Here is a 13419-nt window from a genome sequence, read left to right as displayed (position 1 = left end):
TCTATTGCCGACTAAATGGGGGGCTTTAGCCGAATTTACAAGGGGGAAATGTTTAAAAAATAGATATATTAAAAAACTGCCTTATTTTTTAAATATTTAGACAAGCCTTTTAACCATGCATTTAATAGGAATAACCACGCAATGGCGCTAAAAACTACACCAGTAACAGTAGAGGCGGTTACCCAAAGGTTACTGTCCCATGCAAAAAAGAACAGCGGAATAAACCAGACCACAGCAAAAATTGCCATACAAAGAAATAGAATTCCGTTGCGCATAATCCATAGCGCATGTGCATGAATCCAGACTTCTGCATTATCTACAACAGCCACTTTACGCGCAACCAAATAAGCAAAGGCCGCAAAAATAACCGTAAATAATGCAAGAAACATGAATACATAAGAAATTACAATATAACGGCGATGCTGTTGGATATGGTCTTGCCCCATCTGTATTTCACCTCAATTCACTGCATTTTGCCTATTTTTTATGCAGTGAAATAATCCTGTATTTTTTGTGTAAAGACAGGTGCTACTATATTGGAGTTTTCAATATTTCGCACCTTTATTCACAAAAAATTTATGTATTTTATGCGGTTTTTTTCACCTTAAACCACGCTGCGTAGAGCGCAGGTAAGAAAAATAATGTCAGTAAGGTGGCAACAATCAAGCCGCCCATGATCGCAACTGCCATTGGACCAAAGAAAATACTCCTTGAAAGTGGGATCATTGCTAAAACGGCAGCCAAGGCAGTCAAAATAATCGGACGGAATCGACGTACGGTAGCCTCAATAATCGCTTCCCATGTTGGATGACCTGCCTGCCTGTCTTGTTCAATTTGATCAATCAAAATAAGCGAGTTACGCATGATCATGCCAGAGAGCGCAATTGTGCCCAACATAGCCACAAAGCCGAACGGTTTGTTAAATAGAAGTAAGAATAAAACCACACCAATCAAACCCAGCGGAGCTGTTAATAACACAATGGTCGCGCGAGATAAGCTTTTGAGCTGAATCATCAGTAATGTCATGACCACAGCCAAGAAAAGTGGCATACCCGCATTAACGGAATTTTGCCCACGTGCAGACTCTTCTACGGTTCCACCGACTTCAACAAGATAGCCACTTGGTAATTCAGCACGTAACTTATCCATTGATTCGGCTAATTCGCCTACCACTGTAGCTGGCTGTAATTGAGTTCGAATATCTGCGCGAACAGTAATGGTTGGTAAGCGGTTACGATGCCAAATTAAACCATCTTCAAACTTATATTCAATTTTAGCGATTTGAGCTAAAGGCACAGTCGTTCCATTGGTCGTTGGTACGGCTAAGCTTGCCAGTGAAGCCACTTCAACACGTTCAGACTGATCGCCACGTAAACGGATTTCAATAAGCTCACGCTTTTCACGATATTGCTCAATCGCACTACCTGTAATTGATGCATTAATGAAGTTCGCTAAATCCAGACTAGATACACCCATTTGTCGAGCACGGTCTTGGTCAATTTGAATTGAAATAATCTTACTCGGCTCACCCCAATCTAAATGTACATTGGTCGTATTCGGGTTTTCGCTCATCAGTTTAGCGACTTTCTGTGCCTCTTGACGTACCAGATTTTGATCTTCACCCGACACACGATATTGCAACGGATAACCAACAGGTGGGCCATTTTCCAGTAATGACACGCGAGTACGAACTTGCGGAAGTAGTTGCTTAATTTGTGTTTCTAACGAGCGACGAATTTCATCACGATCATCAAGTGATGATGCGAGTACAACAAACTGCGCAAAGCTGGCTTGTGGCAGTTGCTGATCTAAAGGTAAATAAAAACGTGGTGAACCTGTACCGACATAGGCCACATAGTTATCAATACCTTTTTGTTTAGACAGGAATTTTTCAACCTTTTTCACAGCTTGTTCTGTCGCTGTTAAAGAAGCGCCTTCTTCAAGTTTTAAATCGACTAAAATCTCGGCACGGTTCGAAGGTGGGAAAAACTGCTGAGGAACTATCTTAAACATCAGCACAGATAGCACAAAAATACCTACCGTTGTCGCAATTACGGTTTTACGATAGGTCACACAAAACTCAACCATCTTCCTAAAACGTAAATAGAAGCTAGATTGATAAGGATCGTAGTGATGGTCCTGTGAAATGGCTACAGTTTGCGGTTGCGGCTTTTTAGTTAATCTCGCCCATAAACGGACATACCAAGGTGCCTGATGACCTGTTTTGGTAAAATCGGGTAATAGCTTTTCACCTAAATAAGGTACGAATAAAACTGCCGCGACCCAAGATACAAGCAAAGCAATCGTGACTACCTGAAAGATAGAACGAGTGTATTCACCTGTACCAGACTGAGCCGTAGCGATGGGTAAGAAACCAGCCGCAGTAATCAGTGTTCCGGTTAGCATCGGAAAAGCTGTCGTTTTCCACGCAAATCCGGCGGCTTTAATCCGGCTATAACCCTGCTCCATCTTAATTGCCATCATCTCGACGGCAATAATGGCGTCATCGACTAACAAACCTAAAGCCAAGATCAAAGCACCGAGTGAAATCTTATGCAGGCCGACATCGAATAGACTCATACCTGCAAAAGTCATTGCTAAAACTAAAGGAATAGAAAAAGCGACAACTAATCCCGTGCGAAAACCTAAAGAGAAAAAACTCACTAACAAGACAATAATAACTGCTTCAGCGAGTACCTTTATAAACTCCTGAATACTGCGTTGTACTGCTACAGGTTGGTCAGAAACTTTTTGCAGCTTCATGCCTAAAGGCAAAGTTTTTTGCAGTTGGGCAAATTCTGTGTCGAGATTTTTACCCAAGGCAATAATGTCACCACCCTTACGCATCGATAAAGCAATACCAATGCCATTCTCGCCCATGAAACGCATACGTGGCTGAGCAGGTTGACTAAAACCACGGTAGACATCAGCGACATCACCAAGCTGGATGGTTTTATCACCTACCAGCAAAGGCATTTTCTTAATTTCATCAACGTTTTGTAAATGACCACTTACCCGAATCTGAATACGGTCTGTGCCTGTTTCAAAAAAGCCAGCACTTGCCATACTATTTTGCTTTTGTAAGGCCTCTTGAATCGCTGTAACTGGAATACCGAGCTGTACTGCTTTGGTGTTAGAAATCTCAATCCAGATTTTTTGATCTTGCAGACCAATTAATTCGACCTTACTGACATCCTTGACGCGTTGAAGCTGTAATTGCAAACGATCTGCATATTCTTTTAGAAGTGCATAGTCAAAGTCTTTGCCTGTCAGTACATAAATATTGCCGTAAGTGTCTCCAAATTCGTCATTGAAAAATGGACCTTGTACACCATTTGGTAGTTCATGGCGTATGTCATTCACCTTCTTACGAACGTTGTACCAAACATCTGGAATCTTGTCAGAAGTAAGTGAATCTTTAGCCACAAAAGTAACTAATGACTCGCCTGGACGGGAGTAAGCCATAATCTTGTCATACTGCCCTGTTGTCATGAGTTCCTTTTCGATACGGTCCGTAACTAAAGTAGAAACTTCTTTGGCAGTCGCCCCAGGCCAGTAGGTCTGTACCACCATGACCTTAAAGGTAAATGGTGGATCTTCACTTTGTGATAATTTTGAATAAGAGATCGCACCGATAATGCCAAGCAACAGCATAAAATAAAGGACGATGCCTTTATTATTTAATGCCCATTCCGAAAGGTTGAATTTCATGGCTGGGTTGCTCCCTGAATTTTCACCCCACGGTTTTCACGATCAATCGGATGAATCTTCTGTTTATCACGTAGCAAATGTACGCCGCCAATCACAACCCAATCGTTTGGGGCCAACCCAGATAATACTGGCACACTGTCTTTGCCATATGCACCAATCATTACAGGTACTTTACGCAAAGTCTGATTTGCATTAACAACCCATACATAAGGCTGATTATTTGTTGCTGAAACACTCGACAGTGGTACACTCATCACATTGGTTTGAGTAGAGCTAAAAAATACGCGTGCACTTTGTCCAAGCTGAATAACAGATTGACCTTCCTTCAGTGCAACCTTGACCGTAAATGTACGAGACTGATCAGCTGCTGGGGAAACTTCGCGCACATATCCAGCAAATCGGTCATTCGGTTTAGACCATAAAGTCACCCAAGCTACCTGACCCACTTTGATCTCGGCAACCGCTTGTTCTGGTACACCAATGACAACTTCACGCTCTCCATCAATTGCCAGTTGATAAGCTGCTTGGCCCGCAGCAACTACTTGTCCAATTTCAATATTTCGCGCAGTAATCACCCCGTTTTTATTCGAGATAAGTTGGTTATAACCTGTCTGGTTAGCAGAAACTTCATAGTTAGAACGAGCTTGCTGTAGAGCCGCTTGCGCCGCGTCATATTGATTTTTTACCGTGTCAAATTGCGAACGGCTAACCGCATTTATTGGTAATAATTGCTGAAAACGTTTTAACTCATCTGATGCTGTTTTTGCTGAAGCCTGTGCATTGTCTAGTTGTGCCTTAGCTGCATTTAATTGTAGCTGAGCATCAGCCACATCAAGCTTTGCTAAAACCTGCCCAATTTTAACTCGATCACCGACGTCAACATAACGTGCCGTAACCTGTCCTCCTACACGAAATGCCAAAGCTGTTTGTTGTCTAGCTTGTACATCGCCCGCATAGCTTTTTTGTTCATTGAGGGTAGTCAAAGGTTGAGCCACCATCACATAGGGTATTTCTTCTGTTTTTGGGGCTTCTTTACTACACCCCATTAATGTGACCGTACAAACAATCACCATACTCATGATGAGAGGTTTTAACAGATTCATATCTTATCGCTCTTATTCAAACTGATTTTTTAAGGCACAATATGCTTGCATCATAAATTGTTTATTTTTTAATTAATATACTCATGGGTACATTAATTAAAGAAAAACTTATAAATTGCTATTTTTTAAATTTTTGTCAGAGGATTTTGTGCAAACAGTTAATCAAAGTGGTCGTCCCAAAGATCTGGAAAAACGTGCTCGGATCCTACAAGCTGCTAAAGCCATTTTTTTAAAATCTGGTTATCACGGTACCAGCATGAACCAGATTGCACAGGAAGCAGGTGTCACTAAACTCACGGTTTATAATCACTTTCAAGATAAGGCCAACCTGTTTATCTGTGCGATTACAGAAACCTGTGAAGAGACACTGTGTACTAAACAATTTGAATTAGATGCATCGGCAGACTTTTATCAAGCGCTCTTTATTGTATGTTCACGCGCCTTGCAAATTATTTACTCACCTGAAGCGCTTAAGCTTGAGCACGTTTTATTTGAACTTGCAGCAGAACAAAGCCCTTTAGCTGAACAATTTTTTACTGCATCTCATACCCGACTTCAAAATCAGTTAGCCGCATTCCTCCAAAAAGCAGCTGAATTAGATTTTATTCAAGCCGATGACCCGATCTATCAAACAGAGCTTCTTTTAACTTTATTGCTTGGTGTACGTCACCATAAGGTTCTACTGAGAATTATTGCTGTACCTAATGCACAAGAGCTAGACCAGATTATTCAAGATGCAATTAATTTATTCTTACTCAAATATCGGAATTAAACCAAAGTCCGATTGCTAAAAGTTGCCCTGAGTGCATGTCTACTTTTAAGATGCCATAAGCGAATTAAATGTTATTTTTTAAGCAAAAATTCACATTTTCTTACGCTCAAAGCTTGGAATGTTTGTTAATCGCGCTATATTCGATAAGAATAAGAACAGGAGAAAATAGCATGGTTCAGCAAATCGATGCGCCACTGCGTGAGGATGTCCGTTTACTTGGCAATTTGTTAGGTGAAACCCTAAAACAACATGCAGGACAAGAACTGTTTAATCAGATCGAGCAAATCCGTGCTCTCGCCAAAGGTGCACGTGATGGTCAAGCTGAAGCCGAAAAACAACTAGAACAATTATTTTTGGAACTACCCGATGAAGAGCTACTTCCTCTTACCCGCGCTTTTTCTCATTTCCTAAATTTTGCCAATATTGCCGAGCAATATCATGTGGTTCGTAGCCGCAGACAGGCAGAATTTGATTCGGATGCCAACTCTCCGAATCCGCTTGTTCATCTATTTGAAAAATTCAAAGACAAAAGTATTTCAACAGAAAAACTATTCCAGCAAACTTGTGATCTCAATATTGAGCTAGTCCTTACAGCGCACCCAACTGAAGTCAGCCGTCGTACACTGATTCAAAAATATGATGATATCAATGCGTGTTTGTCTCAGCTTGATCAGCAAAAACTTACTCCCCGTGAGCGTCAAAGTGCACTTGCCAACTTAAAGCAACAAATTAGTTCGGCATGGCAAACCGATGAAATCAGGCAGCACCGCCCGACTCCTGTCGATGAAGCAAAATGGGGCTTTGCGACGATTGAGCAAACGCTCTGGAATGCAGTACCTAAATTTATTCGAGAGTTAAATGAGTTGGTCCAACAAAATTGCCAACAAAACTTACCCCTTAACATTGCACCAGTGCGTTTTGCATCTTGGATGGGGGGAGACCGCGATGGCAACCCAAATGTTACCCATCAAATTACACAAGAAGTTCTGTGGTTATCGCGCTGGCAAGCTGCCGATCTCTATTTAAGAGATATCGAAAACTTGCGTTGGGAACTTTCAATCCAGACCTGTTCTGAAGAAATGATTCAGGCCATTGGTAACCAACATGCAGAACCGTATCGTGAGTATTTACGTGCAACACGAGAACGCTTAAAAGCGACTCGTCACTGGTTAGCTCAACGTTTGCAAGGACTTGAAGCAGACGATACGAATGTGATTAAAAGTAAAGATGAGCTCTTACAACCATTATTGCTGTGCTATCGCTCTTTAATCGACAGTAACCTGCCTGAAATTGCTAACGGTCAACTACTCGACTTTATCTACCGTGTGAACTGTTTTGGTATTGAACTACTTAAACTCGACATTCGCCAAGAATCAGGTCGTCATCGCCAAGCCATTTCAGCAATTACTGAATATTTAGGTTTAGGTAATTTTGAATCGTGGACCGAACAAGCGCGCCAAAACTTCCTGATACAGGAACTACAAAGCAAACGACCACTTTTACCGAAATATATTAATGAACCTGAAGGCAGTTTGATTGGACACCCAGATGTTCAAGAAGTATTTGCAACCATGCGTACTTTGGCAGACCAACCGCCTGAATCTTTAGGAGCTTATATTATTTCTATGGCTGAATATCCAAGCGATGTTTTAGCTGTATTGTTATTGCAAAAAGAAGCAGGCATTCAGCATCCTTTACGAGTAGTTCCTCTATTTGAAACTTTAAAGGATTTAGATGGCGCTGCAACTACCATGAATACGCTGTTCAATATGCATTGGTATAAACAGCACATTCAGGGTAAACATGAAGTCATGATCGGGTACTCCGACTCTGCAAAAGATGCCGGATTTATGTCTGCCAACTGGGCACAATATCGTGCTCAAGAAGAGCTGACTGCAATTGCTCAAACACACGGCGTACAGTTGACTCTGTTCCACGGTCGCGGTGGTTCAATTAGTCGTGGTGGTGCTCCAACTCAACAAGCACTATTTTCACAGCCACCTGGCTCTATTTCAGGTGCAATCCGAGTCACAGAACAAGGTGAAATGATTCGCTTCAAATTCGGTTTAGAAGGAATTGCCATGCAAAACCTTGAAATCTATACCGCTGCCACGCTCGAAGCGACCTTACTTCCACCGCCAGAACCTAAAGCTGAGTGGCGTGAAATCATGAACCGTATGACAGATCACTCCGTGAAGGTATATCGTCAAACAGTGCGTGAAAATCCACACTTCGTTAAATATTTACGTACCGTCACACCTGAGCTTGAATTACAAATGCTGCCATTAGGCTCACGCCCAGCAAAACGTAAAGTCAGTGGTGGTATTGAATCTTTACGTGCGATTCCTTGGGTGTTTGCATGGACCCAAATCCGTTTAATGCTACCTGCATGGCTAGGTACAGGGGCCGCTATTAACGAAGTGATTGCAGATCAGCAAAAAGCAACACTCGATGAAATGCTACAGCAATGGCCTTATTTCCAGACCCTCATTGATATGCTGGAAATGGTATTGTCTAAATCTGACGCCAATATTGCGCTCTATTACGAGTCACATCTGACTGAAGATGAAGATTTAAAAATATTGGGCAATGAATTACGTCAGCGTTTAAAAGATGCTGTTGAAACCCTGCTTGCATTAAAAGATGAATCAAAACTGCTGAGCAATAATGAAGTTCTTGATCAGTCTATGCAGGTTCGTAAGCCATATTTACTTCCTTTGCATCTTTTACAGGCTGAACTGATGAAACGTCGCCGTGACTATCTTGCTGAGCGTCAGGCAGAAAACACACCTGTTGATCATGCGCTTATGGTGAGTATTGCAGGTATTGCTGCTGGTTTACGTAATACAGGCTAAGCTGATTTTACCGATCGTTTGACAAAGCAGTGCATCTTGATGTGCTGCTTTTTACTTGCAAAATTCTCTATTTTTCTTAAATTTTCCTCGATTTTCTATTTTTTAGAATATTTTTTTAAAATCAAAAAATTAGTCTTTATGAGAAAAAAATAACTAATTCCTTATATTTAGAATTCATAGAATTATACCAATCGTTAAAAAATAATTATTTTTCACTCACATACTTCTCTCTAGAGATTAAATGCATTCTCAAGAAAGAGTATCATTGCACCAATTAAAGAATAATGAGCTTATTTTATGTCCAATTGGTTTCCAAAATGGCAGCCTTACCAAGGTGATATTGACCACCGACCGGTCTCTACCAATGAATATCTCCCACCAGTTCAAAGTGCTATTTTAGGTATCCAGCATGCTTTTGCCATGTTTGGAGCAACTGTTTTAGCACCATTACTCATGGGTTTTAACCCAAATCTTGCCATTTTAATGTCTGGAATCTGTACCATCCTGTTCTTCTTAATTACAGGAGGCCGTGTTCCAAGTTATTTAGGTTCAAGCTTTGCTTTTATTGGGGTTGTTGCAGCAGCAACTGGGCATATTACGGGTTCTGGCGCAAATCCAAATCTATCTATGGCGTTAGGTGGAATCGTAGCGTGTGGTGTATTTTACGCCCTCATCGGTTTTATTGTGATGCTCACTGGTACACGCTGGATTGAAAAACTCATGCCGCCTGTCGTTACTGGCGCAATTGTAATGATCATTGGTTTAAACCTTGCGCCCGTTACCATTAAAGGTGTTGCAGGCCAACCTTTTGAAATGTGGATGGCACTCATTACTGTACTTTGTATGGGGAGCATTGCGGTATTTACACGCGGTTTATTACAACGTCTACTTTTATTGGTCGGTCTAATTTTGGCCTACGTGATTTATGCCATTACGACCAATGGTTTAGGTTTTGGTAAACCAATCGATTTTAGCCAGATTTCAGCGGCTGCATGGTTCGGCATCCCAAGTTTTTCACACCCTACTTTTGACACTAAAGCCATGCTAATTATTGCACCCGTTGCTCTTATTTTAGTAGCAGAAAATCTAGGGCATATTAAAGCTGTAGGTGCGATGACGGGAGAAAACCTGACTCCACAATTAGGCAAAGCATTTGTTGCAGATGGTTTGGCAACCACGCTCTCTGGTAGCGTTGGCGCACCGGGCATGACGACTTATGGTGAAAACATTGGGGTCATGGCGGTAACACGCGTGTACTCAACCATTGTTTTTGTTATTGCTGGTGTCTTCGCAATTTTCTTAGGTCTATCTCCAAAGTTTGGTGCAGTCATTAGCACCATTCCAAGTGCGGTTCTCACAGGCGCGTCTATTGTCGTGTTTGGTTTAATTACCATTGCTGGTGCGAAAATCTGGATTGAAAATAAAGTCGATTTTTCCAACAATAAAAATCTGATTGTTGCTTCTGTAACAATTATTTTAGGTGCCGGAAACTTTGAATTGACGTTTGGTAATTTCAATTTAGGTGGCATTGGTACAGCAACTTTTGCAGCCATTATTTTGAACTGGTTATTTAGTTTAAAAGATAAAACTTAAGTTCCTAAAGGCAGCATCCGCTGCCTTTTTTATTATTATTTTTCACCACCTTTCTATTCCAGTTTTTAGTATGATGAATTTTTGTATTTCAATACGTTCCTATTATGCGTTTTGATTTTTTCGATTTACAACTGGTTCTTCATATTGTCTCTACAGGTAGCTTGACCAAAGGTGCTAACCGTTCTGCTATTTCCCTTCAAGCTGCTAGCGAACGCATTAAAAAACTCGAACAATATTTTGATACACCTTTATTTATTCGCCATACCACTGGCCTCGAGTTAACATCTGCTGGACATGCTTTTGTCGAATATGCTCGTCAGCTTATGGCACAAAAAGATCAACTAGAACAAGAAATGCAGCGCTTTAGACAAAAAGCTCCAGAATCATTGACGCTTTGGTGTAACTCCTCGGCACAAAGTGAATATTTACCCCCTCTCTTACCTCAATATCTGGTACTTCATCCTGAAATTAATATCGATTTACATGAAGCTGAAAGCTCCGAAATTGTAGAAGCATTAACTAAAGGTGTGGCCAGATTAGGACTCGTTTCAAGCTTTTTTGACACTCGACATTTACAGACGCAAGAATTCGCTAGTGATCCTTTAGTTTTGATCTGCCCTGCCGAACATGCTTTAGCACAATACCGAGAACTAAATTTGGTAGATGCTTTGAACTATGGCTTTATTGGCCTTATGCCGCATCACTCTTTGCAACAATCCATTGAAACCCAGGCCAAGCTATTAGGTTTTAACATACAGTATCGTTTACGTTTACCTAATTTTGGCGCAATTGCAGAAGTTGTTGCTAAAGGAGTCGGAATTGCCATTATGCCAGCCCGTGCTGCTCAACGCTTACAACCTGACTATCGTTTCCATTCGATTCAATTACTCGGAGCATGGGCAAATCGTAAATTGTTATTAGCCACCCAAAATTTTGCTCAACTCCCTCAAAGCTATCAATTGTTTTCTAAGTTTTTACTACAACATCGTCCTCAAGAAAATGGATGTTAGTGCAAAATCATATATATTCCCAACGACATTAAACCTATAAAAAATATACGGCGAAATATCTGCTCATTAAGTCGATAACGGATTTTTTTACCTAACCACATTCCTACTAATGCCGCCAATAAAGCAGCGAAAGATAAACGATAATCCAGTGTTATTCCTGACATAGGGTTATGCTGTAAAAAGACTGCCAGACAAATAGTTGATACCGTAAAAGTCAGCCCCAAAGCCTGTACTAATTCATCACGTTTTAAATGTAAAGACTGCAAATAAGGTACGACAGGAATAATAATGACTCCAGTTGCGACAGTGACTGCTCCGCCAATATACCCAATCACGGGCGATAACCAACGCTCATACTTCCCTAAGTGCGGAAGCTTTTTAACGCATAGGCCATACACCCCATATAAAGCTAGCATACAGCCCAACAAAATCTCACTACTGTGCCCATGGCTTTGATTTAAAGTAGGTAAAAAGCTCCATATTGATCCCACCACAATGCCCACGAGCAAAGTCCAGAAACGACGAATAAAAGACCAGACATGACCTTCAGCAAAAAGCTGCCAGACATTGGTCACCATTGAAGGAACGATCAGAAGTGAAGCTGCTTGAAATGGGCTCATTGCTATGGTGAGTAGGCCCATCGATACAGCAGGTAAACCTAAGCCGATCATGCCTTTAATCATGCCAGCAAAGGCAAACACCACCATAATAATTGCTAAAAAAGTCACTGTTTATCTCCGATTCCTTACAAGGTTATGCTACGGAAAAAAACAGGCTTTGCCCTATTCTTGTTTTTAGGAGAAGGCCTCAATTAGAAGTTGAGGCCGTTTTATATTTTTCTTCTAATACATTGCTAAAAATACTTTCAATCATCCAAACTCGGTACAAGCTATTAAAGACATAGCTTTGATCATTAATACGCAACTCTAAAACTGGTAAATCAGGCTGATGCTTATCTTTGCAAAGTGCATCATTTTGCGCTAGAACAGATGGTACATCCTGTTCGGTTAACTGCTCAATTCCCAACTGTTGCTGTAATTCTTGGAAATGCTTTTGGAAAGATAAGTCTTTTCCTTTCGTCCAGACTGCTTGCAAAATACTAAATATCGTATCGATTTGCTGATTTTCCGACACGCTATAGAAAAGCTTTGCCATTTCAAGCGTACTTTCTTCTGTAGGGCGGCAAAAAGGGGTAAAAGCTACATCTGTTCGTTTAGAAACACGTGTTGCCAAACTCCAGTCAAACCAGTCTCGGCCTTGATAGCTTAAGGGATAAACTTTTAATTGAATGTCGTAATAATCAGCCAGTTCTTCCTTAATATAGGCAAGCAACAGCCAACTCATCGGATCTTCTAAAGCAATATATATATCGAGTTCAGGATGAAGTGTCTGAATCTCAGTCAGTGCCTCAGCATCATTAATTAAATGTTCACGCCATTCGATATGATTAATTAAAAAGATTGGATTGCCTGTAAGCAGTTTTTGCTGTTTTAGACGACGAGTTAAACGCAATAAATCATCTACTGCATGATATTTACGTCCACCAAACTCAAAATATGCCGCCGTTACAGGCTCATCCGTAAAAATACGTTCTGAAAAATGTTGAGGAAGCTGATGTTTAACTGCCATGGCATGTAAAGTACGCAACTTTCCATATTGTTGCTGCCAAAGCATGTGAAAAATATCTTCTAATAAATGTAAAAAATTCTGACCTTGTAATGGGGTTCTTTTTAGTATGACAGCGGCCTGTTTTAAAGATTCTTGGCTTGGGATTTCGGGAAATTCATCAAAAGCAAAACGGTGTTGTTTGGCCAATATTTTGGCATCATTTAAACAATAATTTTGCCATTCTTCATGTGACATACTGTTCGGAGGTTCAGATGCCGTGTGGGAAATAATAATTTTTAAAGGTTTGAGCTCATCACTTAAAATTTCATCGAGCTGAGACAATTGCTGAACAGCTAAATAGCTATATACATCATCAAGTCGTAAATAAATACTTAAACCATTTTCCGTGGGTAACACCGCTTGACGAGACGGTTTTTGGTAAAACCAACTCGATCGGATAGGATCAAACCAACGGCGTAGCAGTGACATGAATAGTGCCTCTAAAAAAATAAATCCTAAGCGAGATCAAAGATTGCTTTGATCATAGTCAAGGTATAACAGTAGTCAAGATTGAAAGTATGACTACCTAAGATCACGCAGAAAATAAGTCATGTTTTTAGCAAGTTTCTGCGTAGGTGAAGATTTTATCACCATTTTATGTCAATCCCATAGAATGATCTAAAAACACCTTTTTCTACAAGCTGATTTTTTTTACCAGACATGAAAAATGCACCCTCAACATGATAGCAATTCATCGTGTTGATAGG

Annotated in this window: 9 protein-coding genes; 4 read left to right on the top strand and 5 right to left on the bottom strand. The window is 40.6% G+C overall.

Annotation, left to right across the window (positions count from 1 at the left end; translation table 11 throughout):
• Window positions 1–68: 68 nt before the first annotated feature.
• The 3 genes from AC2117_RS00185 to AC2117_RS00175 form a co-directional block, all read right to left on the bottom strand.
• The gene (locus tag AC2117_RS00185) at window positions 69–446 is read right to left on the bottom strand and encodes a hypothetical protein (RefSeq protein WP_133971070.1); all 378 of its coding nucleotides are present in this window, start codon (window positions 444–446) and stop codon (window positions 69–71) included.
• A 139-nt stretch (window positions 447–585) separates the two neighbouring features.
• Window positions 586–3711: an efflux RND transporter permease subunit gene (locus tag AC2117_RS00180; protein ID WP_133971068.1), complete on the bottom strand. Its 3126-nt coding sequence runs from the start codon at window positions 3709–3711 to the stop codon at window positions 586–588.
• The gene (locus AC2117_RS00175) at window positions 3708–4814 is read right to left on the bottom strand and encodes an efflux RND transporter periplasmic adaptor subunit (RefSeq protein WP_133971066.1); all 1107 of its coding nucleotides are present in this window, start codon (window positions 4812–4814) and stop codon (window positions 3708–3710) included. The genes AC2117_RS00180 and AC2117_RS00175 overlap by 4 nt, the downstream gene beginning before the upstream one ends.
• A 148-nt stretch (window positions 4815–4962) precedes the next feature.
• Between AC2117_RS00175 and AC2117_RS00170 the strand changes: the two genes are divergently transcribed.
• From AC2117_RS00170 to AC2117_RS00155, 4 genes are all read left to right on the top strand, one after another.
• Window positions 4963–5586, top strand: coding sequence for a TetR/AcrR family transcriptional regulator (locus tag AC2117_RS00170; RefSeq protein WP_133971064.1), 624 nt, complete (start codon window positions 4963–4965; stop codon window positions 5584–5586).
• Window positions 5587–5756: 170 nt separating this feature from the next.
• On the top strand, window positions 5757–8441 hold the full coding sequence (ppc, locus tag AC2117_RS00165; RefSeq protein ID WP_133971062.1) for a phosphoenolpyruvate carboxylase: 2685 nt from the start codon (window positions 5757–5759) through the stop codon (window positions 8439–8441).
• A gap of 297 nt (window positions 8442–8738) precedes the next feature.
• On the top strand, window positions 8739–10034 hold the full coding sequence (locus AC2117_RS00160; protein ID WP_042895980.1) for a solute carrier family 23 protein: 1296 nt from the start codon (window positions 8739–8741) through the stop codon (window positions 10032–10034).
• Window positions 10035–10138: 104 nt separating this feature from the next.
• Entirely contained in the window at window positions 10139–11044 is a 906-nt protein-coding gene (locus AC2117_RS00155; protein ID WP_133971060.1) for a LysR family transcriptional regulator, read from the top strand.
• On the opposite strand, the gene AC2117_RS00150 is transcribed toward AC2117_RS00155, so the two are convergent.
• The gene (locus tag AC2117_RS00150; RefSeq protein ID WP_227549215.1) at window positions 11041–11772 is read right to left on the bottom strand and encodes a sulfite exporter TauE/SafE family protein; all 732 of its coding nucleotides are present in this window, start codon (window positions 11770–11772) and stop codon (window positions 11041–11043) included. The two genes, AC2117_RS00155 and AC2117_RS00150, sit on opposite strands and share 4 nt — an antisense overlap.
• Window positions 11773–11851: 79 nt before the next feature.
• The gene (locus tag AC2117_RS00145) at window positions 11852–13141 is read right to left on the bottom strand and encodes a hypothetical protein (RefSeq protein ID WP_133971058.1); all 1290 of its coding nucleotides are present in this window, start codon (window positions 13139–13141) and stop codon (window positions 11852–11854) included.
• Window positions 13142–13419 lie beyond the last annotated feature (278 nt).

This window comes from Acinetobacter calcoaceticus (genome assembly GCF_900520355.1).
GTDB classification, from domain to species: domain Bacteria; phylum Pseudomonadota; class Gammaproteobacteria; order Pseudomonadales; family Moraxellaceae; genus Acinetobacter; species Acinetobacter calcoaceticus_C.
The sequence above is the reverse complement of the archived record's forward strand: the minus strand, read 5'-3'. Positions and strand labels throughout refer to the sequence as shown.

What these genes read in the sequence shown, in the direction of transcription:
- AC2117_RS00180 (WP_133971068.1), bottom strand. Translation starts at nt 3,711, where the DNA reads ATGAAATTCAACCTTTCGGAATGGGCATTAAATAATAAAGGCATCGTC.
- AC2117_RS00155 (WP_133971060.1), top strand. Translation starts at nt 10,139, where the DNA reads ATGCGTTTTGATTTTTTCGATTTACAACTGGTTCTTCATATTGTCTCT.
- ppc (WP_133971062.1), top strand. Translation starts at nt 5,757, where the DNA reads ATGGTTCAGCAAATCGATGCGCCACTGCGTGAGGATGTCCGTTTACTT.
- AC2117_RS00160 (WP_042895980.1), top strand. Translation starts at nt 8,739, where the DNA reads ATGTCCAATTGGTTTCCAAAATGGCAGCCTTACCAAGGTGATATTGAC.
- AC2117_RS00145 (WP_133971058.1), bottom strand. Translation starts at nt 13,141, where the DNA reads ATGTCACTGCTACGCCGTTGGTTTGATCCTATCCGATCGAGTTGGTTT.
- AC2117_RS00185 (WP_133971070.1), bottom strand. Translation starts at nt 446, where the DNA reads ATGGGGCAAGACCATATCCAACAGCATCGCCGTTATATTGTAATTTCT.
- AC2117_RS00175 (WP_133971066.1), bottom strand. Translation starts at nt 4,814, where the DNA reads ATGAATCTGTTAAAACCTCTCATCATGAGTATGGTGATTGTTTGTACG.